General features: G+C 66.3%; 29 protein-coding genes. 12 read left to right on the top strand and 17 right to left on the bottom strand.

Annotated elements, in window-relative coordinates:
- The first annotated feature begins 4 nt into the window (after nucleotides 1-4).
- On the top strand, nucleotides 5-1024 hold the full coding sequence (locus Q7O19_RS03460) for a hypothetical protein (RefSeq protein WP_303808676.1): 1020 nt from the start codon (nucleotides 5-7) through the stop codon (nucleotides 1022-1024).
- An 81-nt stretch (nucleotides 1025-1105) separates the two neighbouring features.
- Nucleotides 1106-2503 carry a DUF6600 domain-containing protein gene (locus Q7O19_RS03455; protein ID WP_303808675.1) on the top strand — a complete coding sequence of 466 codons (1398 nt, stop codon included), beginning with the start codon at nucleotides 1106-1108 and terminating at the stop codon, nucleotides 2501-2503.
- Nucleotides 2504-2506: 3 nt separating this feature from the next.
- Here the strand turns inward: Q7O19_RS03455 and Q7O19_RS03450 are convergent, their stop codons facing one another.
- The gene (locus tag Q7O19_RS03450) at nucleotides 2507-2887 is read right to left on the bottom strand and encodes a ribose-phosphate pyrophosphokinase (RefSeq protein WP_369692405.1); all 381 of its coding nucleotides are present in this window, start codon (nucleotides 2885-2887) and stop codon (nucleotides 2507-2509) included.
- 503 nt (nucleotides 2888-3390) lie between these two features.
- Between Q7O19_RS03450 and Q7O19_RS03445 the strand changes: the two genes are divergently transcribed.
- The 3 genes from Q7O19_RS03445 to lptA are packed head-to-tail and all read left to right on the top strand — an operon-like array spanning nucleotide 3391 to nucleotide 5191.
- On the top strand, nucleotides 3391-4005 hold the full coding sequence (locus Q7O19_RS03445; RefSeq protein ID WP_303808673.1) for a ribonuclease D: 615 nt from the start codon (nucleotides 3391-3393) through the stop codon (nucleotides 4003-4005).
- Nucleotides 4006-4031: 26 nt separating this feature from the next.
- Complete coding sequence (gene lptC, locus Q7O19_RS03440) at nucleotides 4032-4697, top strand: LPS export ABC transporter periplasmic protein LptC (RefSeq protein ID WP_303808671.1); 666 nt, start codon at nucleotides 4032-4034, stop codon at nucleotides 4695-4697.
- Nucleotides 4694-5191 carry a lipopolysaccharide transport periplasmic protein LptA gene (lptA, locus tag Q7O19_RS03435; protein WP_303808668.1) on the top strand — a complete coding sequence of 166 codons (498 nt, stop codon included), beginning with the start codon at nucleotides 4694-4696 and terminating at the stop codon, nucleotides 5189-5191. Before lptC ends, lptA begins: the two co-directional genes overlap by 4 nt.
- Here lptA and Q7O19_RS03430 read toward each other — a convergent pair.
- The 3 genes from Q7O19_RS03430 to Q7O19_RS03420 are packed head-to-tail and all read right to left on the bottom strand — an operon-like array spanning nucleotide 5163 to nucleotide 8008.
- On the bottom strand, nucleotides 5163-6026 hold the full coding sequence (locus tag Q7O19_RS03430) for an alpha/beta fold hydrolase (RefSeq protein WP_303808666.1): 864 nt from the start codon (nucleotides 6024-6026) through the stop codon (nucleotides 5163-5165). The genes lptA and Q7O19_RS03430 overlap by 29 nt on opposite strands.
- A 27-nt stretch (nucleotides 6027-6053) precedes the next feature.
- On the bottom strand, nucleotides 6054-6929 hold the full coding sequence (gene mtnP / locus Q7O19_RS03425) for an S-methyl-5'-thioadenosine phosphorylase (protein WP_303808665.1): 876 nt from the start codon (nucleotides 6927-6929) through the stop codon (nucleotides 6054-6056).
- Nucleotides 6926-8008 (bottom strand): alanine racemase, encoded by a 1083-nt coding sequence (locus Q7O19_RS03420; protein WP_303808664.1) that lies wholly within the window; start codon nucleotides 8006-8008, stop codon nucleotides 6926-6928. The genes mtnP and Q7O19_RS03420 overlap by 4 nt, the downstream gene beginning before the upstream one ends.
- Before the next feature lie 72 nt (nucleotides 8009-8080).
- Here Q7O19_RS03420 and Q7O19_RS03415 point away from each other — a divergent pair, with 72 nt between their 5' ends.
- Nucleotides 8081-9064 (top strand): protochlorophyllide reductase, encoded by a 984-nt coding sequence (locus Q7O19_RS03415; protein WP_303808663.1) that lies wholly within the window; start codon nucleotides 8081-8083, stop codon nucleotides 9062-9064.
- Between the two features lie 9 nt (nucleotides 9065-9073).
- Here Q7O19_RS03415 and Q7O19_RS03410 read toward each other — a convergent pair whose 3' ends face one another.
- From Q7O19_RS03410 to Q7O19_RS03385, 6 genes are all read right to left on the bottom strand, one after another.
- Nucleotides 9074-10327, bottom strand: coding sequence for a Coenzyme F420 hydrogenase/dehydrogenase, beta subunit C-terminal domain (locus Q7O19_RS03410; RefSeq protein WP_303808661.1), 1254 nt, complete (start codon nucleotides 10325-10327; stop codon nucleotides 9074-9076).
- Nucleotides 10328-10379: 52 nt separating this feature from the next.
- Nucleotides 10380-11411 (bottom strand): carotenoid 1,2-hydratase, encoded by a 1032-nt coding sequence (locus tag Q7O19_RS03405; RefSeq protein ID WP_303808659.1) that lies wholly within the window; start codon nucleotides 11409-11411, stop codon nucleotides 10380-10382.
- Nucleotides 11411-13966, bottom strand: coding sequence for an FtsX-like permease family protein (locus tag Q7O19_RS03400; protein WP_303808656.1), 2556 nt, complete (start codon nucleotides 13964-13966; stop codon nucleotides 11411-11413). The genes Q7O19_RS03405 and Q7O19_RS03400 overlap by 1 nt, the downstream gene beginning before the upstream one ends.
- Nucleotides 13966-14682, bottom strand: a complete 717-nt coding sequence (locus tag Q7O19_RS03395) for an ABC transporter ATP-binding protein (protein WP_303808654.1) — start codon at nucleotides 14680-14682, stop codon at nucleotides 13966-13968. Before Q7O19_RS03395 ends, Q7O19_RS03400 begins: the two co-directional genes overlap by 1 nt.
- A gap of 78 nt (nucleotides 14683-14760) precedes the next feature.
- Nucleotides 14761-15168, bottom strand: a complete 408-nt coding sequence (locus Q7O19_RS03390) for a VOC family protein (RefSeq protein WP_303808652.1) — start codon at nucleotides 15166-15168, stop codon at nucleotides 14761-14763.
- The gene (locus Q7O19_RS03385) at nucleotides 15165-15533 is read right to left on the bottom strand and encodes a DUF1465 family protein (protein WP_303808651.1); all 369 of its coding nucleotides are present in this window, start codon (nucleotides 15531-15533) and stop codon (nucleotides 15165-15167) included. The genes Q7O19_RS03390 and Q7O19_RS03385 overlap by 4 nt, the downstream gene beginning before the upstream one ends.
- A 139-nt stretch (nucleotides 15534-15672) precedes the next feature.
- Between Q7O19_RS03385 and Q7O19_RS03380 the strand changes: the two genes are divergently transcribed.
- Complete coding sequence (locus Q7O19_RS03380; protein ID WP_303808650.1) at nucleotides 15673-16146, top strand: Hsp20 family protein; 474 nt, start codon at nucleotides 15673-15675, stop codon at nucleotides 16144-16146.
- On the opposite strand, the gene Q7O19_RS03375 is transcribed toward Q7O19_RS03380, so the two are convergent.
- Nucleotides 16147-16695 carry a tetratricopeptide repeat protein gene (locus Q7O19_RS03375; RefSeq protein ID WP_303808649.1) on the bottom strand — a complete coding sequence of 183 codons (549 nt, stop codon included), beginning with the start codon at nucleotides 16693-16695 and terminating at the stop codon, nucleotides 16147-16149.
- Nucleotides 16696-16707: 12 nt separating this feature from the next.
- A complete protein-coding gene (locus Q7O19_RS03370) occupies nucleotides 16708-16905 on the bottom strand; it encodes a YdcH family protein (RefSeq protein ID WP_303808648.1) in 198 nt (65 codons plus the stop codon).
- Between the two features lie 224 nt (nucleotides 16906-17129).
- Between Q7O19_RS03370 and Q7O19_RS03365 the strand changes: the two genes are divergently transcribed.
- Nucleotides 17130-17288: a YdcH family protein gene (locus Q7O19_RS03365; RefSeq protein ID WP_303808647.1), complete on the top strand. Its 159-nt coding sequence runs from the start codon at nucleotides 17130-17132 to the stop codon at nucleotides 17286-17288.
- A gap of 68 nt (nucleotides 17289-17356) precedes the next feature.
- On the opposite strand, the gene dksA is transcribed toward Q7O19_RS03365, so the two are convergent.
- Both dksA and phaR read right to left on the bottom strand, forming a co-directional pair.
- Nucleotides 17357-17845, bottom strand: a complete 489-nt coding sequence (gene dksA / locus Q7O19_RS03360; protein ID WP_303808646.1) for an RNA polymerase-binding protein DksA — start codon at nucleotides 17843-17845, stop codon at nucleotides 17357-17359.
- Between the two features lie 214 nt (nucleotides 17846-18059).
- Nucleotides 18060-18647, bottom strand: a complete 588-nt coding sequence (gene phaR, locus Q7O19_RS03355; RefSeq protein WP_273462291.1) for a polyhydroxyalkanoate synthesis repressor PhaR — start codon at nucleotides 18645-18647, stop codon at nucleotides 18060-18062.
- 75 nt (nucleotides 18648-18722) lie between these two features.
- On the opposite strand from phaR, the gene Q7O19_RS03350 reads away from it, so the two are divergent.
- From Q7O19_RS03350 to Q7O19_RS03335, 4 genes are all read left to right on the top strand, one after another.
- Nucleotides 18723-19709, top strand: coding sequence for an alpha/beta fold hydrolase (locus Q7O19_RS03350; RefSeq protein WP_303808645.1), 987 nt, complete (start codon nucleotides 18723-18725; stop codon nucleotides 19707-19709).
- 62 nt (nucleotides 19710-19771) lie between these two features.
- Nucleotides 19772-20944, top strand: coding sequence for an acetyl-CoA C-acetyltransferase (locus Q7O19_RS03345; protein WP_303793521.1), 1173 nt, complete (start codon nucleotides 19772-19774; stop codon nucleotides 20942-20944).
- Between the two features lie 5 nt (nucleotides 20945-20949).
- A complete protein-coding gene (locus Q7O19_RS03340; RefSeq protein ID WP_303808644.1) occupies nucleotides 20950-21483 on the top strand; it encodes a class I SAM-dependent methyltransferase in 534 nt (177 codons plus the stop codon).
- Nucleotides 21483-21884 (top strand): PaaI family thioesterase, encoded by a 402-nt coding sequence (locus Q7O19_RS03335; protein ID WP_303808643.1) that lies wholly within the window; start codon nucleotides 21483-21485, stop codon nucleotides 21882-21884. The genes Q7O19_RS03340 and Q7O19_RS03335 overlap by 1 nt, the downstream gene beginning before the upstream one ends.
- Here Q7O19_RS03335 and Q7O19_RS03330 read toward each other — a convergent pair.
- Genes Q7O19_RS03330 through Q7O19_RS03320 form a run of 3 tightly spaced genes read right to left on the bottom strand, consistent with a single transcriptional unit; the run spans nucleotide 21881 to nucleotide 23986 of the window.
- Nucleotides 21881-22264 carry a DUF1905 domain-containing protein gene (locus Q7O19_RS03330; RefSeq protein ID WP_303808642.1) on the bottom strand — a complete coding sequence of 128 codons (384 nt, stop codon included), beginning with the start codon at nucleotides 22262-22264 and terminating at the stop codon, nucleotides 21881-21883. The genes Q7O19_RS03335 and Q7O19_RS03330 overlap by 4 nt on opposite strands.
- 14 nt (nucleotides 22265-22278) lie before the next feature.
- A complete protein-coding gene (gene metW, locus Q7O19_RS03325) occupies nucleotides 22279-22872 on the bottom strand; it encodes a methionine biosynthesis protein MetW (RefSeq protein WP_303808641.1) in 594 nt (197 codons plus the stop codon).
- Nucleotides 22873-22882: 10 nt separating this feature from the next.
- Nucleotides 22883-23986 carry a homoserine O-acetyltransferase gene (locus Q7O19_RS03320; protein ID WP_303808640.1) on the bottom strand — a complete coding sequence of 368 codons (1104 nt, stop codon included), beginning with the start codon at nucleotides 23984-23986 and terminating at the stop codon, nucleotides 22883-22885.
- Nucleotides 23987-23991: the final 5 nt, after the last annotated feature.

Here is a 23991-nt window from a genome sequence, read left to right as displayed (position 1 = left end):
CCCCATGCGCCGTCTTGCCTCCATCCTTGCCGCAGCCCTGCTGGCGGGTTCTGTTCAGGCCGCCGAACCGGCCAGCGTCGCCGCACTGCTTGAAGCATTGGCCGCTCAGAACACCAACAAACGCGTGCCCGATACCGGCATAACCCAGCTGCCGGCCGTACTGGCGGCCGCCGGGGTGACGCGCTTTGTCGTAGATGATTGGGGCGGCGCGCCGATCCCGGTGTGGCTACTACGCCCCGCCAGCGCCAAGACCGATGCGCCGGTGATGTTCGTGATGCACGGCGTAGGCCGCGATGCCGATCGCTATGTCGCCGAATGGGTGGAGATCGCCTCCAGGGAGGGCCTGGTGATCGTGGTGCCGGAATACACCAAGGCCGGCTATCCGGGCACGGAAAACTACAACTTCGGTGCGGTTTTCGATGCTGCCGGCAAGCTCCGCCCGCGTGAACTGTGGAGCTATTCCGCCATCGATGTGATCTTCGATCGAGTAGTGGCGCGCGAACCGCTCACCGCGCCGTCCTATGTGCTGTTCGGGCACAGCGCCGGCGCGCAGTTCGTGCACCGTTACGTGCTGCTGGGCGGCGGCAAGAAGATGGCGCGGGCGATCTCTGCCAATTCCGGCAGCTACACCTGGCCGATTGGGCCGGATCGTTGGCCGTTCGGCGTAGCCGGTCTACCCGATGGGTTGTGGCAACCGGCCAAGGCGCTGGCCGCCCCGATGCTGATGTTGCAGGGCACGGCCGACAATGATCCCAATCACAGCAGCCTTCCGCGCCAGCCCGAAGCCATGGCGCAGGGCCCGCACCGACTGGCGCGTGGCAAGGCCTTCTATGCGGCCGCACAGGACGCCGCCAAACAGGCCGGTGTGCGCTTTGGCTGGAGCTGCGCGCTGGTCCCCGATGTCGGCCACGACAATGGCGGCATGGCCCCTTATGCCGTCCGCCTGCTGCGCGCCAATGGAACCAAGGGGGGAGCGCTGCCCACCGGCGGCGAATGCATACCGCAGGCAAAAATCCCGCGCTGAAACATTTTCGCAATATTCAGCTTTGCGAAAGCCGGCGCGTGCGATTCTTCGACCATTCTCTGGTGAAAGGCCCAGCCTTAAATGCCGATGTTCCCTCGCCCGATGCTGTTGCTGCTTGCTGCCACGCTGGCCGGCTGCTCCTACCCCAACTATGCCTCGGGTGTCGCGCCCAGCTATCACAGCGGCTATCAGCCGGTGATGGGCGGCTATGCGACCGACTGGCCTGCCCAGCCCGGCGCGCAATGGGACCCGGAAGATGTGGCCGGTATCGAGGTGTTCCGCGAACCTCTGAACCAATATGGCCGCTGGTTGCAATCGCCGCGGTGGGGCGTGGTGTTCGTGCCCAATGCCCCCAATGGCTGGCGCCCCTATCAGAATGGGCAATGGCTGGAAAACCGCTTCTGGCTGTCGGCCGATCCCTGGGGCTGGGCCACCGATCATTATGGCCGCTGGGGATTTGATGAAGCCGTGGGCTGGGTTTGGGTGCCCGATGTGACTTGGGGGCCAAGCTGGGTCGCCTGGCGCGAGGCCGATGATGTCCTGGGCTGGGCGCCGATCCCGCCGCGCGTTTCCTGGAGCGTGGGTTTCGGATTCGGTTCCGGCTTTGGCTATGATAATTTCAGCAGTTGGTACGGCCCTTCATGGGTTTGGGTGCCGCGCGGCAATCTTTATGCGCGCGGCTTTGGCGGCCGCATCTATCCGTGGAACACCGGCATCAATTATTGGGGCCGCAGCCGCTGGCAGCACGCGCCCTATTGGGGCTGGAACCAGCCGTGGGACCGCGGCTGGGGCTGGCGCGCGCCGAACCGCGGTTACGGTGGCCAAAACTGGAGTTATCAGAACCGGGGCAACCAGACCTGGAACAGCAACCGCAACGATGGCCGCTGGGACAACAACCGCGGCTGGAATGATCCACGGAGAGGTCAGCAAGGTTGGGGCCAGCCCGGCAGAGTGCGTGATCGCATCGGCCGCGACATGACCGGCCAGCCGAGGGGCGACCAGAACGGCAAATGGAACAGCAATGCGCCGCCGCGCCAGAACGGCAATGGCGGCTGGAATCGGAGCCAGCGCGGCGACGGGCAGCCGGGCAACTGGAACAAAGGCACCGGCCAGCCGCCGGTTGGTGGCTGGAACGGCAACCGACCGCCACGCCGTGCCGATGCCAATCCCAATGCCGGCGGTGTTCCCGGTGGCGGCTGGCGGGGCCGGGCTGGTCAAAGCGGTGTGTCCAATCGTGTCGTCGGCGACATGACACAGCCACCACGCGGCAGTTGGCAGGCACCGCAGCAACAGGCGCAAGCCCAGCCGCAGTACCGCCCGCAACCGCAGCCGCAGCCCCGCTCTGACTGTGGCCGGCCAGAGCGTGGTAATGATCGGGGCAATGACGGCGGCGGCTGGCGCGGCCGCAACGATGGCGGCCAGCAGACGCGCGGCAACGGACCGCGTTCCGGCAACAACAGAAACGAACAGCCGCAGTAACGCCTAGCGTTCGCTCCACCAGGTAAAGGCCGCCCGCTGCTGTTCGGAAACGAAGGCGCGGGCGGCTGGCCCGGTCCAATCGGCGGGCGCATCACGGCGGCCAACCCACCAGCCCTGGCCCGGCAGCCGATCGGATTCGCGCACCACCAGCACCGCCAGTTCGGGCTCACCTACGGCGCGGCCAGCCTCGTCAATGGCATCAAGCAGCCGGCACAGGCTGCGCATCTTGGGGCGCGAGAAGCGGTAGCCCAGCGCCAGAAGCATTTCGGAATAAGACAGATCGCGCCCGGCCCGCGCCGCCGCAATCAGCAGTGCCTTGATTTCGGGCAGATCGGCCGGCGTCACCATGGCGCCTGTCTGCCACGCGGCTGCGGGATTGGCCACCGGCCGGTGGGGGCACCGGCCGGCGGCTCCCCAACTCAACGGTGCGGCGGTTCCGGCGGCGGTGCGGGCGGCGCAGGCGGAGCGGGCGGCGCGGGCGGGGCCGGCGGCACTGGCGCCGTGCTGTCGGTTGGGGTTTCTGGCGCTGGCGGCGGCTTGCGCGGTTGGGCCAGGGCCGGCCCGGCAAGGGATAACAGCAAGGGGGCCAGCATCAGGCCATGAGCGGTCTTCATTTTGCAACTCCTTGACGTTTTTACAGTCTGTCGTTGCCCCGCCCCTCTTGATTGGTCTGGCCGGCACCGCTTTCGGGGGGCAGTGGTGCCGGCCAGTGACGGCAAATTGCGCCGCCAACATGAACCTCAGCTTTCAGCTTGGCCGCCACCGGGACGGGCCGTAGGCGCAAGCGGACGAAGCGTTCACCGCCGCCCTTCCGCGCCTTCGAATGCCCCTCCCGGATCAGGTCACGGCGGATGACAGCATGGCTTCACCCTGCTAACGCACAGGCCATGACCGTATATCTGCACGAAGGTGATCTTCCCGCCGGCATCCTCGCGCCCGGCCCGGTGGCCGTGGACAGCGAGACCATGGGCCTCAACCCGCACCGCGACCGGTTGTGCCTGCTGCAGATCAGCGATGGCCACGGCGATGAACATCTCGTGCGCTTTGCCCCCGGCCAGTATGATGCGCCCAATCTGAAGGCGGTGCTGGCTGATCCCGAACGCCTGAAACTGATGCACTTCGCCCGGTTCGACGTGGCGGTGGTTCACCAGTTCCTGGGCGTCTGGGCCACCCCGGTGTTCTGCACCAAGATCGCTTCGAAACTGGTGCGCACCTACACTGATCGCCATGGTCTCAAGGATCTGCTCAAGGAAACGCTGGGGGTGGAAATCTCCAAGCAGCAGCAGTCCAGCGACTGGGGCGCCGCCGAGCTTTCGGATGCGCAGAAGGAATATGCCGCCAGCGATGTGCGTTACCTGCACCGCGCCCATGACGTGCTGGAACGCCGCCTCGCCCGCGAAGGCCGCACCCACATTGCACAGGCCTGTTTCGATTTCCTCGCCACCCGCGCCGAACTCGATCTGGTCGGCTGGGCCGAACAGGATATCTTCGCCCACCTGTGAGCCGCTTGTCGAAAGCCTGAACCACCGTGGCCACCACGCCTGTCCCGATCAGCCGCCCGCTTTCGCCCCCGGCACTTTCACGCCGCCAACAGGCAGCGCTGCCGGGCAGTGGCCATGATCGGCGCATGACCGTGCTGAAATGGGCCTTGCCGGCGGCGGCCTTCCTGATCGGCATGACCATCCTGATCTGGCCGCTGATGGGCGTGCAGGAATTCTCCTTCCTGCTGGCGAAAGACCAGGTGGCAGTGTCGCGGGAACGCCTGCGCGTGAACCGCGCCGAATACCGCGGCAAGACCGCCGCCGGCGAAGCCTTCTCCATCTCGGCCGGCAGCGCCGTTCAGCGCACCAGCGCCGAGCCGGTGGTGGTGCTCACCACACTCGCCGCCCGGCTGGAGGGCAAGGATGGCCCGGCCACGGTCTCCGCCCCGTCGGGCCGCTATTTCATCGATGAAGACCGGCTGGAAGTGGCCGGCCCGGTGAAGCTGCGATCCGATGGCGGCTACACGCTGGATGCCGAGACCGTGGCCATCGATCTGAAGCGCCGCACCGTGAAAACCGATGCGCCGGTTTCCGGCCGGCTGCCGGTGGGCACATTCCGCAGCAACCGCATGACCGGCGATCTGGCCGGCAACCGCGTCAGCCTGATCGGCAATGTCCACTTGCGCATCAACCAGCGCGGCGGCAGAGGATGAATATGCGCGCCCTGATCGTTATTGCCCTGCTCGCCGCCAGCCCGGCTGCGGCCCAACGCTTTGACAGCAACGCCCCCATCGATGTCGATGCCGGCCGCATCGATATTGCCGATGATGCCAATGAAGCGATCTTCTCCGGCGCGGTGGTGATCCGCCAGGGCAGCATGACGCTGAACGCCGATCGCGTGCGCATCAGCTACAGCAAGGACAATGCGGGCAGCCCGCAGGTGCAGCGGCTGGACGCGCTGGGCAGTGTGCGGCTGCGGCAGGACACGATGCGCGCCACGTCAAACAGCGGCGTGTACGACGTCAATCGCAAGCTGGTGACGCTGATCGGCAATGTGAAGCTGGATCGCGGCACCGATCATCTCGAAGGCACCCGCGTGGTGTGGAACCTCGCCACCCGCACCACCAGCTTCGACGCGCGCACCGCCAGCAACCCCGGCGGCCGCGTGACCGGCCGCTTCACCGTTCCGCAGAAGAAGCAGCCCTAACCCGCTCGATTGCGGCGCGCACCAATTCGGGGCGCTCCAGCGGCAGGAAGTGGGTGGTGCCGGGGAGACGTTCGGCACTGATGCACTGTGGGTGCGCCGCAAACGCCGCCAGTTCGACATCGCGCACGGTTGATCCATGCGCTCCGGCCAGCAGGACGAACGGGCAGCGCACGGCGCCCAGCGCCGGTTCGACATTGGGCGACACGGCGCGGAAAGTTGCCGATTCAAATGCCGGGGCGCAGGCCAGTTCCACGCCTTCATCTGTCTCCAGCAATCCGCCGGCCAGATAGGCATCAAGATCGGCATCGCTCCACGTCTTGAACACGCCGCGGCCATGGTAGGCCGCGCGGGCATCGGCGCGACTGGGGAACATCCCGCGCCGCCGTGCGGCCTGATCGGCCATCGGATTGGGGATGATGGCGCCCGCCCGCACCTCGCGCGCCACATCGAACGGCAGCATGGGTGGATCGAGCAGCATCAGCCCCGCGACACGGTCAGGGCGCAGGCTTGCGGCCAGCAACGAGACGGTCGCACCCATGGAATGGCCAGCCAGTATCCAGGCGCTGCCGCTGTCGATCACATCCAGCAGGTGCGTGAGATCGAGCGCGAAGTCATCCCAGCTCTTGAGGTGCCCCGGATCCCGGTCCAACCCGGTGAAGCCGTGCCCGCGCGCATCGCTTATGGTGATGGCAAAGCGATCCGCCAGCGGCGCCAGCACGGCCTCGTAAAGCTGCGCGTTCATGCCGGTGGCGTGGGCGAAGTGCAGGTGTGGGCCAGCGCCCGCCTGCAATGCTGATACCGGCCCAGCCGGGGTGGAGATGGTGAGGCGGTTCATCTGCCCTCGATAGCAGGGCCAAGGGCTTCAGCCAGTGCGCCCTTTTGTCAGCCACCTGGCCAGAATGGCGCTGTTCTTCGCTTGGTTGGCCGGGTCGCGCGCATCAGGCGCAGTCATGATGGCGGTATCAAGCAGCGTATCGATGGGGCTGGGTGGCCTTGATTCGGGCAGGACGGCGCAGAGTTTCACGATCATCGCTCGGGCCATTGCCGCATTGCCGTGCATCAACGCCATGATATCGGTCACATCAACATCTGCGCCGTCGTGCCAGCAGTCGAAATCCGTCACCATGGCGACCAGCGCGTAGGGCAACTCCGCCTCGCGCGTCAGTTTGGCTTCCGGCATCGCCGTCATGCCCACCAGGTCGCAGCCCCAGCTTTGATGCAGCCGGCTTTCGGCGCGGGTGGAAAAGGCCGGGCCTTCCATCGCCAGATAGGTGGCACCTCGATGCACCGTGCCGCCAACCGCCGCCACCGCATCGGCCGCCAGCGCGGAAAGCCGCGGGCAGACCGGATCGGCCATCGGCACATGCGCCACCAGGCCGGTTTCGAAGAAGGTGGAGGGCCGGCCCTTGGTCCGATCGATGAACTGATCCACCACCACGAAATCGCCCGGTGCCATGCCAGCATTCAGCGAGCCGACCGCCGACACCGCCAGCACATCGGTGCAGCCCAGCCGCTTCAGTGCATCGATATTGGCGCGCACGTTCAATTTATGCGGCGGAATGCAGTGGCCACGGCCGTGGCGAGGCAGGAAACACACGTCGATGCCGGCAATGCGGCCGGTCAGGATCTCATCAGATAGTTCGCCCCAAGGCGACACCACGCTGACCCAGCGCGCATCCTCCAACCCGTCTATGGCGTAGAGGCCGGAGCCGCCGATGATCCCGATCTTCCAGTTCAAAGGCTCGCCCGCCGCCCATCGATGGCCCAGCGCTCCAGCCCGCCATTCTCATCCGCCACGAAGAAGGCATCGTGCAACGCGACGGTGGGATCGACATGGCCCGGCTGCAGCCAAACCAGACCGCCCTCCCCCAATCCGCCGGGCGGCACGATCGCGCCATGTTCATCGCCCATGGGCTTGTAAGCGCTGCCCGCCGGCTGCACGACGCGGCTGACTGGGCCATTGGAATGCAGCGCCTTGTGCCCGGCATCGCAGGTCACGTGGCTCGCGTGATTGGCCGAAACCACGGACGCGGCCAGAAACAGCGCCGGGGCAAACGGCAGATCACCCAGATTGCCATATTCCACGTCCATCACCGCATAGCTGCCGGGCTGCAACTCGGTATAGACGCCCGCCGCCAGGTCCATACGCGCCGTGCCGGTGCCGCCGCCAGTCACCTGCGCTGGTGCCAGCCCGGCCGCCTCCAACTCAGCCAACAGCACGCGCAGCCGCGCTGTCCATTCGGCATGCGCCGCCGCGCGTGGGTCCGGCAACATATGCTGATGATGCCCGCAGTACGCTTGGATGCCGGCATAGTTGAGGCCCTTGGCTCCATCGATCAGTGCCGCCAGCGCCGCCGCTAGCTCCGGCGCCACCCCGGCACGCGCCATGCCAGGATCAACATCCACATAGGCATCCAGCACCACGCCTGCAGCCAGTGCGGACGTGGCAGCTTCCGCCACTTGCGCCACACTGTCGATCACCGCGCCCACCCGCGCCACCCGCGCCAGCACCGCCAGCCGCAGCCAGCCCCACGGCGGCACCGGCGCTGTCACCAGCACATCGGGGATGCCGCCATGCACAAAAGCTTCCGCTTCGCCCACCGTCTGGCAGCACAGGCCCACTGCGCCCTGCCGCACCTGTTCTAGGCCCATCGCACTGCACTTGTGCATCTTGCCATGCGCGCGCAGCCGCACGCCCTTGGCGGTGCAGGCCGCCTGCATGGCCGCCAGATTGTCCATCATCACCGCGCGCCGCACCACCAGCGCCGGCGTGATCGGCGGCTTCACCTTGGCCAGGAAATCATCTCTGCTCTGCATGGTGGCCGTCTTGCCGTGCGCCGGTGTTTAAGTCAAAAGCCCTCACGATCGGGGCCACATTACGGAGTTTCCATGTCAGTCCAAGCTGCTGTTCAACCAACGGCGATCATCACTGGCGCTTCTTCTGGCGTGGGCCTGTGGGCTGCCAAGTCCTTGGCGGATCGGGGTTGGCTGGTTATCATGGCATGCCGCGATCTGGCCAAGGCGGACGCCGCAGCCGCTGAGGTTGGCATCCCCGCCGATTCGCGCGGGATCCTGCATATCGATCTGGGCGATCAGGCCAGCGTGCGCCGCTTCGCCGATGAATTTCACGGCCTTGGCCTGCCGCTTGATGCGCTGCTGCTGAACGCCGCCGTCTACCTGCCGCGCCTCGAAGCGCCGATGCGTTCACCCGAAGGCTATGAAATCAGCGTTGCCACCAATTATTTCGGCCATTTCCTGCTGGCCCACCTGCTGCTTGATGATCTGAAAAAGGCCAAGGGCCGCCTGCCCTCGCCGCCGCGCCTGATCACGCTGGGCACGGTGACGGCCAACAGCGAGGAATTCGGCGGCAAGGTGCCGATCCCGGCGCCCGCCGAGCTGGGCGATCTCGCCGGACTGGAAGCCGGTTTCAAGGCGCCCATCGCCATGATCGACGGCAAGCCGTTCAAACCCGGCAAAGCCTATAAAGACAGCAAGCTTGCCTGCATGATCATGAGCCGCGAGTTCCACAAGCGCTGGGCCGATACCGGCATCGTGTTCAACACGCTATATCCCGGTTGCGTCGCTGATACCGCGCTGTTCCGCGACACGCCGCAAGCCTTCCGTACGATCTTCCCCTGGTTCCAGAAGAACATCACCAAGGGCTATGTGAGCCAGCCGCTGGCGGGGGACCGAACTGCGCAGGTGATCGCCGAACCCGCCTTCGCCAGCCAATCCGGCGTGCACTGGAGCTGGGGCAACCGCCAGAAGGAAGGCCGCATGCCGTTCGCGCAGCCGCTTTCGGCGCGCGGCACCAACGAAGCGCGCAACGAACGGCTGTGGGACCTGACATTGAAGGCGGTGGGGCTGGCCTGAGCCGGCCCTTCACCCTTCTTTCGTCTCGCCCGGCTCGGGCATGAGCCCGTAACGCGCCACCAGTTTCCAAACATGCGGCGGGATCATGTTCTTCATCATGCCCGGCGCTTCGCGGCGCAGGTGCAGGATGGTCTCGATCGCCTTCATCTCCACCCGGGTGCGGGCAAACTCCTTGCCCTTGGGGCCGACCAGCGGCATCAATTTGCCCACGATAGGCCGCACCCATTTCGGCATGCGGCGCAATGGGAGCCCGCCGGCGGCGCGTTCGGTGTTGGCCATGAAGCCCTTTACTGGCCCGGCACGCTTGCTGCCGTCCGGCTTGCCATTGTCGTCAGGCTCGGCCAGCGCCACTCCGTCCCCCAACAGGCCGAGCAGTTCGGCGCCGCGATCATTGCGGATCAGCAGCCATTGTTCGCCGGTGCCGCCCATATAGCCCACGGTGATATCCGCCAGGCTGTTGGTGTAATCCACGCAGGTGCGGCAGGTGAGCGGGAAGAAATCCGGCCGCAGATCAGACAACGGCAGCATCAGGAACGGCACTTCGCGTTTGCTGCCGTTATCGAACCGCAGCTCCACGTGATAATTCGCCTTGAATTCCAGATAGGTGATGCTGTCCGGCTTGTCAGACAGCAGTGCCAGGAATTCATGGAAATTCTCGGTCGTCGTGTTGTCGCTGCACGGCGTGCCGATCACGTAAATGCGCTCAAACCCCAGCTTGGCCTCCAGCCGGCGCAGCGCGTGGATCTGGCAGGGGATGCCGATGATGCCGATGCGCTTGAAGCCTGCGGCGCGGGCCGGTTCCAGCAGCGCCAGCAGCGGCGCATAGCCCATCCGCATGCCGCGCACCTGGGCCATGGCTTCGGCCTTGGTCACCATCACGGGGCGCGGCTTCCACTTGTCATCCGGGTCGGGCGCCATGGTGAGGATGGCTTCGACCGCGCCGGTCTCCAGCAGCCGCTCGCCAAGCCGGCTGGTGATGCCGGTCCACTGCGCGCCCTCGCTCGGCTGTTTCAGCCGGGCTTTCGCCATGCGCTGGAACGGCCCGAAGAACAGCTCATCGGGGCGCGATTCATCGCGGGCGCGGCCATGCACGGCGGCTTCCATCGCGGCATAATCCGGCTTGATGAACTGGCAGGCGGTGCCGCAATCCGTGGGGGTGGACGTGCGCGACACACCGCAATCGGTGCACAGCCCGCGCGGGGCAGCGGGCGCAAATTCAGGCGCGATCAGGCCGGTTTCAGTCACTTGTATCCCCACGATCATCGGCACCCCTGCCTGTTCGGCTGTTAGCGCCTGAAAGCTCACATCCGCAACATCACATTCTCAGCGGTGCTGCATAGCCCGTCAATTCCAGATAGCCACGGCCGCCCGGCACGGTGACAGCGCCTTCCCAATAGACCGGCCCGCCGCTCATCCGGCTGTCCAGTTCCTGATCCGCCATCATCGGCGTGACGGGCAACGCGCGCCATTTGCCCCCAACCCGCAGCGCCACCAAGGGCTGCACCGGCCAGCGCGCCTTGCTGCTCGGGGATTGCCACCAGCCGCCGGCCTGCCAGCGCACATCCTCCGGCTTGAGCACGCTCAACACACCACTCTTGCTGCGGTGACTGCCGCCGGCCCACAGCGCCGCGCCAGCCTTGTCACGCATCCGAAACAGCGTGACGGCGCTGCCATCATCCATGTTGAGGCCCAGCCAGTCCCAGCCCACGGCGCGGGCGTTCATCAGCGTGCTCGACCATTCGCGATCCAGCCACGCCGTACCGCTCACCGTCTGCCCGTCCAGCCAACCCGAAACGGCAAGATGTGGCCAGCTGTAATAATGGCTGGCCTCGCCCACGCCCGGCCCCTTGCGGCTGAACCCGCCCTCACCTTGCAGGATCACGGGTTGAGTTGGCGTGAAGGCCAGATCGAAAGCGAAGCCATCCCCGGCCAGTTTCGCATGCAATTTGCCATCCTTGCCGCGCCACAGACGCCAATCGTCGAGCGTCACATCCACGTCGCCCACGCGCGCATTGGCGAGGCCAAAGCCGGCGCGGGCAATGCGGGCAGCGTGGCGCAGCTTGCCGTGCGCCGGATCAGCGAGCGCCGCATGGGCAAAGACCACCTGGCGCGGCACAAAGGCCGAAGGGTTTGCCGTGTCGATATCCGGCCGCGTGCGGAAGAAGGTGATCTGGAAGCCCTTCTTCCCCTGCGGCGTGTTCAGCCAGCCGGTGACATACCACCATTCGGTGCGGAAATCGGGATGCGCGCCGTGATCGGTCGGAAAGCGCAGCGGCACGCCTGGCCGCACCGGCGCGAACGTCGCCGCCAGCAACAATGGCGCCAGCAGAAGGAGCAGGAACCGCATCACCAATCCGCCCGCACTGCCAGCAAGGCGCGCTTGCCGAGCGCCCGCCGCCCCGCCACCACCGCCGTGCCGCCCGCGCAGGCCACAAGGGCCGCCACCAGCCCGGCCAGCAGCGGCCACGGCAGCGCCAGATCCATCGTCCAGTGGAAGCTCTGCGGGTTGACGACGCGCACCAGCACCAGCGCCATCACCAACCCCAGCGACAGGCCGGAAAGCGCCCCGATCAGGCCCAACCCGGCGCCTTCCAGCCCCAGCATCTTCAAGATCTGGCGGCGCGGCACGCCCACATGGCGCAGCATGCCGAACTCGCGCATCCGCGCCAGCACCTGCGCCGAAAAACTCGTCGCCACCCCGATCAGGCCGATGATGATGGCAATGGCTTCCAGCGCATAGGTAACGGCGAAACTGCGATCGAAAATGGTCAGCGCCACGGCCCGCATATCCGAAGGGCGGCCGAACTGCGCCTGGCCCTGCACGGCCACCGGCAGCGCCGCTTGCAAGACCTCCTGCACCGCGCGCGCGTCGGCGCCGGGTTTCAGATCGAAGGCGGCTTCCGTCGCGGTGGCATCGCCAGTGAAGCGGCGATAGTCCTCAAGCGGCACGACAATTGCCCCCCATTGCCGGGCATAATCGCGCCAGGTGCCGGCCACGAACAGCCGGCGCGGCACCCCGCCGATCACCAGTTCATGCACCTCGCCCTGCCGCCAGCCATAAAGCCAGGCCAGCGGCTCCGAAATCAGCGCGCGGGTGGTGCCGGCCGGCGTTGGCGCATCCGTTTCGGCAATCAAGGGCACCGATGAATGGCCGCCCTGCGCCATCACCGCCACCGCCGGCCGCGCCGGATCGATCCGCACCGAAATCACCCGCTGGAACTGCACATGCGCCAGCCCCGGCACCGCCGCCAGCCGCGCCTGCGCTTGGGGGTCCAGCCCGCCCGCCTCCGCACCTTCCAGATGCAGGTAGAGATCAGACGGCAGCACCGCCACCAGCCAATCATCCACGCTCTGCCGGAAGCTCGCGACCATCACCGCCATCGCCACCATCAGCGCGGTGGACGCCACAATCCCGGACAACGCCAGCCCGGCGGCCTGCGGCACACCCCACAGCCGCCGCACCGCCAGATCGAGCGGCAACCATTTGGCTCCCCGCCGGGCCAGCGGTGCCAGCAACAGCCGCGCCAGCGCCGGCATCAACGCCACGCCCCCGGCCAACAGCAAGGCCATCGCGGCATAGCCGAGCAACGGCAGCCCAAAGATCGGCGGCCCCAGCGCCGCCAATCCACCCGCCGCCAGCAGGGCAAGGCTGGGCCAGGCGCGCGGGGCCTTGGCTGGATCGGGGGCATCGCCCAGCCCCTTCAACGCCTGCGCCGGGGCGGTGCGCGCCGCCGCCAATGCCGGCGAAACGCTACCGGCCAGTGCCGTCGCCAGGCCCAGCCCGCCAAACAGCAGCGCCGCCGGCACATCAAAGCCCAGCCGGGCCTGCGTTCGGCTGAAATAGCCGCCGCCCAGATCCCCGCCGAACTGCTCCACAACCAGGGTCGCCAGCCCATAACCCAGCACCACGCCCAACACTGCGCCCGCCAGCCCCAGCAGCAACCCCTCGGCCAGCAACTGCCGCACCAACCCCGCCCGCGGCAGACCCAAGACGCTCAGCAGCGCAAACTGCGGCCGCCGCCGCGCCACGCTCAAGGCTTGGGCTGACCACACCAGGAACCCGCCGGTGAGCAGTGCCACCAACGCCAGCATGCCCAGGTTCACGCGATAGGCCCGGCTCAGCGCATCGGCGCGGCTCGCCTCGGCCTCCGGCGTTGCCAGCACGGCATCGGCGGGCAACACCGCCTGCAGCGCCGCGCGCGCGCCGGCGCCGTCCGCCAGTTTCAGATCAAGCCGGTGCAGGCGCCCCATCTGGCCAAAGCGCCACTGTGCCTCCGAAATGTCGATCACCGCGATCTGGGCGTCATCGCCCGCTGCCGCCAGCCGGCCCATCACGGTGAAGCGTGCCTGACGCCCGGCCGCCGTGAACGTGAAGGCGTCGCCCGGCTGTAACCCGGTGGCACGCTGCAACGCCGGCGAAAGCCAAACGGCATCGCCTTGCCACGCCGGGCGGCTGCCCACGCCCGATTGGCCCGCGCGCGACAGGCCCACGAGCCCCGGCGTCACACTTATCGCCCGCAGCGGATCAAGCCCGATCAGCGTGAAGCGGCCGCCTTTTGCACTCGATCCCGGCCGCGCCAGCTTGCCCCAACTGGCGGTCAATTCCACTACCGGGCTGATCGCCTGCACTGCGGGCAACCGCGCCAGCTTGGGATAAAGCCCCTCATCCAGCCCAGCCGCTGATCGTGCCCGCACCGCCACATCGGCCCGGCCCTGCACGCTCGCCACCGCGCGGCCGAAACTGGCCAGCGCCGCACTGTTCACCATGTGCACCGCAAAGCCCAACGCCACGCCCACCGCAATCGCCAGCACGGCCAGGCCCATCCGCACCGGATGCGCGCGCCATTCGCCGGAAAGAATCCAGAGCGTTGGCAGCCAGCGGGTTGGCACCCAGTTTTGCATCAAGCCGGAACGAGGCCGCTGGCCGAAAGCCGCAACACGCGATCGGCTGCCGCCGCCACCATCTCGCTGTGGGTGACGATCAGCACCGCCGCTTGGCGATCACGCGCCTGCGCCAACAGCAAATCGAGGATACGGCTTGCGGTTTCGGGATCGAGATTGCCGGTTGGTTCATCGGCGAGCACCAGCCCGGGCCGATGAACCAGCGCGCGCGCGATGGCCACCCGCTGCAACTCCCCGCCCGACAGCACCGCCGGCCAATCGCCCCCGCGCCCGGCCAGGCCCACTTCAGCCAGCGTCGCCTCGGCTCGGGCCAGCGCATCAGCCGCACTCATCCCCGCCAGCAGACAGGGCAACGCCACGTTGCGCGCCAGCGAGAGGTGCGGCAGCACATGGAAGGCCTGAAACACGAAACCCAGCGCCGACGCGCGCAGCTTCGCCCGTTCGGGTTCAGTGAGCGCGGCAACGTTGCGGCCACCAATCAGCACCTCGCCGGCATCGGCTGCATCCAGCCCGGCAATAACGTTCAGCAGGGTGGATTTTCCCACCCCGGATTCGCCGGTAATCGCCACCACTTCGCCCGGCGCCAGGGCGATATTCACCCCCGAAAACAGGCTGCGCCGCCCGCCACCGGCCAGCGGCACGGCGCGGGCAAGTCCGGTGGCTGCCAAAACATAGGTAGCCACCGCCGGGCCGGCGGAGGGAGTGTTGGTTCGCATCGGAAGGGCTTTAACCCAGATGCCTGCGATTGTTAGCCGGGTGTGGCGACGTGCCCTGCCACGGCGACCACCTCACGCCTACTTGGTGAACAGATTTTCCGGGTGACGCATCGCCTTGAATTCCAGCGCGTTGCCGGCCGGATCAAACAGGAAGAACGTGCCCTGCTCACCCGGTTTGCCGGCAAAGCGCACATGCGGTTCCATTTCAAAGGCCAGGCCGGCGTGGCGAATGCGGTTGCCCAGCGCTTCCCAGCCGGCCCAATCCATCACCAGGCCGAAATGCGGCACGGGCACGCTGTCACCATCAACCGGGTTGCGGTGGATCGCCGATTTCGGCGCCTTGTGCACCACCAACTGGTGGCCGTGGAAATCGAAATCGATCCAGGTTTCCGAAGACCGGCCTTCGGGGCAGCCCAGCACGGCCCCATAGAATTGGCGGGCAGCCGCAAGATCATCAACCGGGATAGCAAGGTGGAAGGGGTTCAAGGCGTTTCTCTATTCAAAGCGGCAAGCTGGTGGGCGCGGGCTAGCACCTTGCGGCTGGCCAAAGCAATCGGGCCGCCATCGGTGGCCAGCAAGGGGTGATCGGCGGGCAACGGCGCCGGCTCGGGGCAATCGATCGGCCCCAAAACCGTCACCTCGCCATAATGGTCAGGCCGCAGCAACCAGTTCATCACCGCCAACAGCCGGGTGGAGACTTCCAGCGCCTCCATCGACGCGGCCAGTCGCGGCTGCGGCGGCAATTCCTCGCGCCACAGCCGGCCCGGCCCGTCAAACCAGCGACGGGCGGCTTCAGAAACGGCGATGGTATCGCGATACAGCGCATCAAGATGATCGCGCAGCGGCACCACGCGCCGTGATATACGCCCTCTTGAAACCGCACCAACGCTGCCCAAATTGACATTGCCGACGCTGCCAGATGGGGCGTCGGCGCCTCCCGGCCCATGGTGGGCGGGATCAACGGCATCTTTGCTTGAAGAGGATTTTGCCATGCGTGGATTTGATATCTCTCCCTTGCTGCGTTCGTCCATCGGATTCGAGAATCTCAACCGATTGGTGGAACTGGCCGGGCGCGTCGAACCCGGCGACGCCTACCCCCCGTACAATATCGAAAAGCTGGGCGACGGCGCCTATCGCATCCAGATGGCGGTGGCCGGTTTCGGCCGCCATGAACTGGACATCACGGTGCAGGAAAACATGCTGATCGTCACCGGCCAGGCCGTGCCGGAAGCCGATGTAAAGGAACGCCTGTTCCTGCACCGCGGCATCGCCAAGCGCGCCTTTGAACGCCGTTTCCAGCTGGCCGACACCATTAAGGTGACCGGCGCCGGCTTCGAGAATGGCCTGCTCAATATCGAGCTGGTGCGCGAGATTCCGGAGCACAAGAAGCCACGCAGGGTGGAAATCTCTGCTGCCGTGGATGCGCTGCCGGTAACGGACGAAACCCGCCTCGCTGCGGAATAATCAGCCCCTCAGCACCTTCCGGCGCTCGACGCGGAACCGTTTCAGTTCCTCGGCGGGCGCCGGCCAGTCCGGATCGGCCCTGGCGGCGGCAGCGTAATCGTCCATCGCTTCCTTCAGCCGGCCGGCCACTTCCAGCGCCTGCGCCCGGGCGAAATAGGCCCGGGCCGGCTCCTTCGGGCCGATCTCGATGCCGTGGCTGATCAATGCCACCGCTTCGGCTTCGCGGCCGGGCTGGCGGGCCAGCACAACGCCCTTGTTGATCCAAGCTTCAGCAAGGCCCGGCGCAGAGCGGATGGCCAGATCGAAATCAGCCTCCGCCTTGTCCAGCTTGCCGGCCCGCAGCAGGGCGATGCCGCGGTTCATCAGCATGGCGAGGCGCTGCGGCGCCGGCAGACCGGGCTGGCGGATGGCTCTGTCGCAGCGGACAAGCTGGGTGCGGCCAGGCCGGTGGGCTTCGGCGGCTGAACGGCAAGGCTCGTCACTGGCGGACACCTCCTGCGCACGCAGCGGTGCTGCTGCCAGGCAGAGCAGGATCAGCAGCCGGCGCACCGGATTCCTCCGTCAGGCAATGATGTCGGGGATCAACAGATCCTCGAGCATGGTGATTTCGTCCTTCAGCAACAGTTTCTTTTTCTTGAAGCGCTGCAACTGGATCATATCGGGCATGGGCAAAAGGCGCAGGGCCTCGATCGCGGCATCAAGGTCGCGATGATCCTGCTTCAGCATCTCGATCCGGTCGCGGATCTCGACTTCATCCACCCTGAACGCTCCTCCACGGCCGCGCCTGCAACAGCGCCGCTGTCTCCCTGCGTTAACCGCTCTTCATGTCGGCCGGCAAGGGGCAGGCGCGCCTTGCCGCGAAATCATGCCAAACCGGCGGTGAATCGCCACAGGGGTCATGGACAGGGCAGCGGGAACGTGATGCACTCTGTCATCCCGCTGCCAGACATTGCTGGCAGGGGATGCAAAAAGGGAATGTGCCAATGGCCACTGCCCACCGGGAACAGTTGATTGCCCGTCATGCCAGGCTGGATGCCAGCCTAACCGCCGAATTGAAGCGGCCCCTGCCCGATCCGACGACCTTGCGCCGGTTGAAGCGGGAAAAACTCAAGCTCAAGGATGAGATCGGCACCAGCCACTGAAGACTGGGCAATGATGGCATAACATCGGCCGCGCCCCGGATCTTGCACCGGGGCCGCGGCCTTTTTTCTTACTCGTCGCGGCTCACCTTCTCATCACGTTCGTGCCGTTCCTGGGCATCGATCGTCATGGTGGCAATCGGGCGGGCTTCCAGCCGCTGCAAGCTGATCGGCTCCCCGGTCATTTCGCACCAGCCATAATCGCCGGTTTCGATGCGGCGCAGCGCGGCATCGATCTTGGAAATCAGCTTGCGCTGGCGATCGCGGGTGCGCAGTTCGATGCCCCAATCGGTTTCGCTGGCGGCACGATCGGTCAGATCGGGTTCGCGCAGTGGTTCGGCCTTCAGGGCTTCCAGCGTCGCTTCCGATTCTTTCAGAATCTCGTCTTTCCAGATCAGCAACTTCTTGCGGAAATACGCCAGCTGGCGCGGGTTCATGAACTCCTCGCCTGCGGTTGGACGATAGTCTGGCGGCAGATCATCACCGTCGGCTGGCACGATCAGCACCCCATCATCGTTGGTACTCGCCCCGGAAAACGCACCATATGATTCGCTCTTCATACCAACACCCCATAATCGGTGCCGGCCTGCCGCCCTTCACGGGACAACAGCCAGTCCCGAACCTCCGCCCCGCCAGACCCCTCCGGCAAGACCTCTCCCTCGGCGCCCCATAAACCTGTGAAGGCTCAGCGGCAAGCGGTGAAACGGGCCCAAAAAGACTGTCACGAAACTTTCGTTTACTGCGATTGCAGGGCATCCGCCCATGGGGACTGACTCAGCCCTTCAGCCCATCGATGCGGGACTGGATGGCGGCCAGTTCTTCCTTCAACTGGGCCACTTCATCGGCCGCGGGCGCCGGCTTCTCGCCGGATTTCTCCGCCGGCTTGCCGCCCGCTTCGCGCAGCAGGCCGCCGGTCATCATTTCGGTTGCGGCCTGGAACATCGCCAGATTCTGCCGCGCCAGTTGTTCAAACGGCTTCAGCGCGGCACTGCGGAACATCGCCTGATTCTCGGCAAAGGCCGCCATCGAGGCTTCGAGATAATGCGGAACCATCGATTGCATCGAATCGCCATAGAGCGCGATGATCTGGCGCAGGAACGACGTGGGCAGCATGGTCTGCCCCCCGGCTTCGCCTTCCATCACGATCTGGGTGAGGACGGATCGGGTGATCTCATCTCCGCTGCGGGCATCGAACACCTGGAAATCACGGCCATGGCGCGTCATTTCCGCCAGATGATCAAGCGTGATGTAACTTGAGGTTTCGGTGTTGTAGAGGCGCCGGTTGGCGTATTTCTTGATAATCACAGGCGCCTGGCTGGATGTGCCGGCCTTGGCGCCGGGGGAGGAAGAGGCATTGGCCATGAGAGCTCCCGAAATGAATTATCCATATTGGCCTAGCAAATGGCATGTTGCGGTGCAATGCCGCATCCCCACCCCATGACCCGCTCCCCCGGCCCTCACCCGCTCCCCATCTTCCTCGCCACGCTGCAGGCGGCCTGCGCCGATGATCCGGCGCGACTCGCCACGGCGCTGGCCGGCCTTGCCCGCTACCAGCAGGCCCCGCGCCCGGCCCCGCCGCCCAAGCGCCCGGAGATCGCCCGCATCGGCGAAGTTTCCCTGCGGGGCACGCCCGGCCCGCGCCCGGTCGTCATCGTGCCGTCGCTGATCAACCCGGCGCATGTGCTCGATTTGCCCGGCCGCAGCCTGATGGCGCACCTTGAATCGGCCGGCCTCAACCCACTGATCATCGATTGGGGCGACTCGCCGGAACCGCTTGGCCTTGCGTCGCTGGCCAACGAACGCCTCGCACCGCTTGTGGAGAAACTTGGCCAACCCGTTGCCATTTTAGGCTATTGCCTGGGCGGCACACTGGCGCTGGCAGTTGCGGCGCAAATACCGGTCACCCGCCTGGCACTGATCGCGACGCCGTGGCACTTCGCCGGTTATGGCGGCGGCCAACGCGCCGGGCTGGCGGAGTGGTGGGCCAGCGCGCAGCCGCTGGCGCAGACCATGGGGCAATTGCCGATCGATCTGCTGCAACCGGCCTTCTGGTCGCTCGATCCCGCCGGATTGGTGGCCAAATATGTGCGACTCGCCACGGCCAATGCCGATGATCTGGCTGATTTCGTGCGACTGGAAGATTGGGCCAACGGCGGCGCGCCACTCAGCTTGGCCGCCGTGCAGGATCTGGCCGCGCTGTACGCCAGCGGCCGGTGGGACGGCGTGGACGCCACCGCCATCGCCGCCCCCATCCTAGATGTCATCGCCGGCGCTGATCGCATCGTCCCACCGCAAGCGGCTGTGTCCGCGCTGGGCATCGGCACGGCACTGCAGCTCGATGCCGGCCATGTCGGCATGGTCGTCGGCCACCGCGCGCGCGGTTTGTCGTGGGAACCGCTAGCGGATTTCCTAGGCGGCGCGTGATGGTGCAGCGCAGCAAACCGGCCTAATCTACATCAAACGACTCTCACATCCAGGGGATCTCCATGACCAACATCGTCATCACCGCCGCCCGCCGCACTGCCGTGGGCAGCTTCATGGGCAGTTTCGGCAGCACCCCGGCGCATCTGCTCGGCAAGGCGGCGATTGAAGCGGCGCTGGCCGATGCCGGCGTGGCCCCCGGCGAAGTGAGCGAAGTGATTCTGGGCCAGGTGCTGACAGCAGCGCAGGGCCAAAACCCGGCGCGACAGGCCGCCATGGCCGCCGGCATCACGCTGGAAGCGCCGGCTTATGGGGTCAACCAGGTTTGCGGTTCCGGCCTGCGCGCCGTGGCGATGGCCGCCCAGGCGATTGCCAATGGTGATGCCGGCATCGTGGTTGCCGGCGGCCAGGAATCGATGAGCCTTTCCACCCATGCCCAGGCCCTGCGCTCGGGTCAGAAGATGGGTCACATGGAACTGGTTGATACCATGATCAAGGATGGCCTGTGGGATGCCTTCAACGGCTATCACATGGGAATCACCGCCGAAAACGTCGCGGAAATGTATCAGATCAGCCGCGCTGCGCAGGATGGTTTCGCCGTCGCCAGCCAGAACAAGGCCAGTGCCGCCCGCGCTGCCGGTCGCTTTGCCGCCGAGATCGCGCCGGTCACCATCAAGGGCCGCAAGGGCGACGTGGTGGTGGATACCGATGAATATATCCGCGATGGCGTGACGCTGGACAGCGTGTCGGGCCTGCGTGGCGCCTTCAAGAAAGACGGCACCGTCACGGCCGCCAACGCCAGCGGGCTCAACGACGGCGCCGCCGTGCTGGTGCTGATGAGCGCAGAAGAAGCCGTTCGCCGCGGCGCACCCATTTTGGCCCGCATCGCCGGTTTTGCCAGCGTGGGCGTCGATCCCGCCGTGATGGGCATCGGCCCGGTGCCCGCCAGCCGCAATGCTCTGGCCAAGGCCGGGTGGAGCGTGGCTGACCTCGATCTGGTCGAAGCCAACGAGGCGTTCGCGGCCCAGGCGCTGGCCGTGGGCCAGGAATTGGGCCTCGATCCCACCAAGCTCAACGTCAACGGCGGTGCCATCGCCATCGGCCACCCGATCGGCGCGTCGGGCGCCCGCGTGCTGGTGACGCTGCTGCACGAAATGGGCCGCCGTGATGCCAAGAAGGGCCTCGCCACGCTTTGCATCGGCGGTGGCATGGGGATCGCGCTCGCCGTCGAACGCTGAGCCCCATGTTGATCCGCGAAGCCACCCCCATCGAGCGGCTGTTTGCGGGCCATCGCCCCGAACATCCCAACGGGCGACTGCTGGTGCTGGGCCAGCCGCCGGAACGGATCGGGCTGGCGCTGGAAGGCTGGGAACATGTCGCCTGCGTGGCAGCGAGTGACGAGGAACTGCGCCCCGGCACCGTGCGCGCCGATCCGCATCACCTGCCCTTCCACGAAGCGCTGTTCGACAAGGTGCTGCTGTCGGCCCCGTTGATCCAGCCACGGCTGATGCTGCGCGAATTGTGGCGCGTGCTTTCGCCGGCTGGTCTCGCCGTGCTGATCGTGCGGGCGCGGCGGCCGTGGCATATCAAGGATATCGGCTGGCTGCGCGAACCGCTGCAACTGCGGCTGGATGAAGCCATGTTCGAAGTGCTGGACTGGCGAGTGGAGAGCCTGCCCGAACGCCACCACGTCGTGCTGGTGGCCAAGACCGATTGGCAGAAGCCGGTGCTGGTCGGCGCGGCCGATCCGGCGATGGTGCCCCGGCTGGTCAACTGATGGACGAAGCTGCTCTCGCCGCGGTTGTGCAGATGGTGCCGTTTGCCGCCCATCTTGATCTGACCATCAAGGAGTTGGGCCGGGATCGCGTTGTCGTCCACGCCCTGATCAAGCCCGAATATTGCGCCAGCGGCGGCACCGCCCACGGTGGTTTCCTGATGGCGCTGGCCGATTTCACCGGCGCGGTTGGCGCGTTCCAGGTGCTGCCCGAAGGCGCAAAAAGCACCACCACCATCGAGTCGAAGACCAACATGATGGGGGCAATTCCAGTGGGCAGCACATTGGTCGCCACCGCAACCCCGCTGCACGTAGGCCGGCGGACCAGCGTGTGGGTGACGCGGGTGGAGAGCGCCGAAGGCAAGCTGGCCAGCGTGACGACGCAAACGCAGATGGCGATCTAGAGCGACAGCTCTACGGTCACCACGTCGCCTTCGCCCACGCCTTCCTTCTTCCGCACCGCGGCCTTCACCGGCAGCAGATAGCCGCCCATATCTTTCGACGGGAATACCGACGTCGCCCAACTGGTGCCGCCCAGTGTCACCTTCACATACACCGATCCCCACGCCGCCGAGCGCCCGGGTGCCGCCGCCCGGATGCCAGCCGCCACATCGCCGGTGAAGGTGAGGAAATGCCAGCTCATCGGGGACGGCTTCCCGTCCGCCGACTTGCCCTTCCAGATCCACAACGGCCCGGTGAACGTCCATTCTCGGCCTGTGGGCACATCATGCCCCAGCTCTTCCCGCAGGAAGCGGATCAGTTCGGGATCAAGATCGTCGCCCACCGCCTCACGATAGCCTATCGGCGCAGGACGAACACTCCGGTATCCGCCAGCAGATTGGGCCAGGCCGCCACCTGCCGACCTGAGTGCAGGCCCGCGCGGCGCTCCACCGTCAGCCCCATCTCAACGGCCAGCGCTTCGAAATCGGCGATGGTGCAGAAATGGATATTGGGCGTTTCGTGCCAGCTCACCGGCAGGCTGCGGGTGACAGGCATGCGGCCAGACAGCGCCAGGCCCAGCCGCACCCGCCAATGGCCGAAATTGGGGAAGGACACGATGGCGCTGCGCCCGATGCGCACCAACTGCGCCAGCACATCCGCCGGCCGCTGCATCGCCTGCAACGTGTTCGAAAGGATCACCACATCGAACGCGGCATCGGGATAATCGGCCAGATCGGTATCGGCGTCCCCCTGAACGACGGCAAGGCCACGGCCCACGGCAGCGGCCACATCGCTCGCATCCAGTTCGATGCCACGGCCTTCCACGCCCTTGGTGTCGCGCAGCCAGGCCAGCAGCTGGCCATCGCCGCAACCGATATCGAGGACACGCGCGCCGGCCGGCACGGCGGCGGCCACGGCAGCTAGATCCGGGCGCAGCGAGACTGGAGTCATTTTTGGCCCGTCATGCGGTGAGGAACCCGCCCACGACCCGGTTCATTTCCGGCGCGTCGAGCAGAAAGGCATCATGGCCGAACGGGCTTTCCAGCTCCACAAACGACACCGGGGCCCCGGCCGCGTTCAGCGCCCGCACGATGCGGCGGCTTTCGGTGGTGGGATACAGCCAGTCGGAAGTGAAGGAGACCAGGCAGAACCGGCTCTGCACCCCGGCAAAGGCCCGCGCCAGATTGCCGTCGTGCGGCTGGGCGAGGTCGAAATAATCCATCGCCCGCGTGATGTAGAGGTACGAATTGGCGTCGAATCGCTCGACAAAGCTCAGGCCCTGGTGGCGCAAATAGGATTCGACCTGGAAATCCGCATCGAACCCGAAGCTCACCGCATCACGGTCCTGCAGGCGCCGGCCGAATTTCTCGGTCAGCCCTTCTTCGGACAGATAGGTGATGTGCGCCGCCATGCGCGCCACGGCCAGGCCGGCTGCCGGCGGCTTGTCGGCAACATATGCTCCGCCCGCCCACATCGGATCAGCCATGATCGCCTGCCGGCCAACTTCGTGAAACGCGATATTCTGCGCGCTGTGGCGGGCCGCGGTGGCAATTGCCACCACCTTCTTCACCCGCGCCGGATGGTTCACCGCCCAGGTCAGCGCCTGCATGCCGCCCATCGATCCGCCAATGACGGCCGCCAGCGTGTCAACGCTAAGATGATCAAGCAGGCGTGCCTGCGCTTCCACCATGTCGGCGATGGTGATCACCGGGAAATTCATTGCGAACGGTTGGCCAGAGCGCGGATCGACGCTGGTCGGCCCGGTGGAGCCCATGCAGCCACCCAGCACATTGGCGCAGATCACGAACCAGTTTTCCGGATCGACCGGTCTTCCCGGTCCGATCAGCCGCGTCCACCACCCCGGCTTGCCGGTGCGCGGGTGGGCGCTGGCGACATACTGATCGAGCGTGAGCGCGTGGCAGATCAGGATCGCATTGGTGCCGTTTGCGTTCAGCTTGCCATAGGTTTCATAGGCAATGGTGAGTTCAGGCAGCACACCGCCGCCCGCCAGCGGGAAATCCCCGGGCAGCATCACGCGGCGATCAAGGCCAAAACGTTCATCCATTGCGG

Origin of the sequence: Sandarakinorhabdus limnophila DSM 17366 (assembly GCF_945882885.1) — a bacterium.
GTDB classification, from domain to species: Bacteria; Pseudomonadota; Alphaproteobacteria; order Sphingomonadales; family Sphingomonadaceae; genus Sandarakinorhabdus; species Sandarakinorhabdus limnophila_A.
This window is presented reverse-complemented; position numbering and strand designations above follow the sequence as displayed.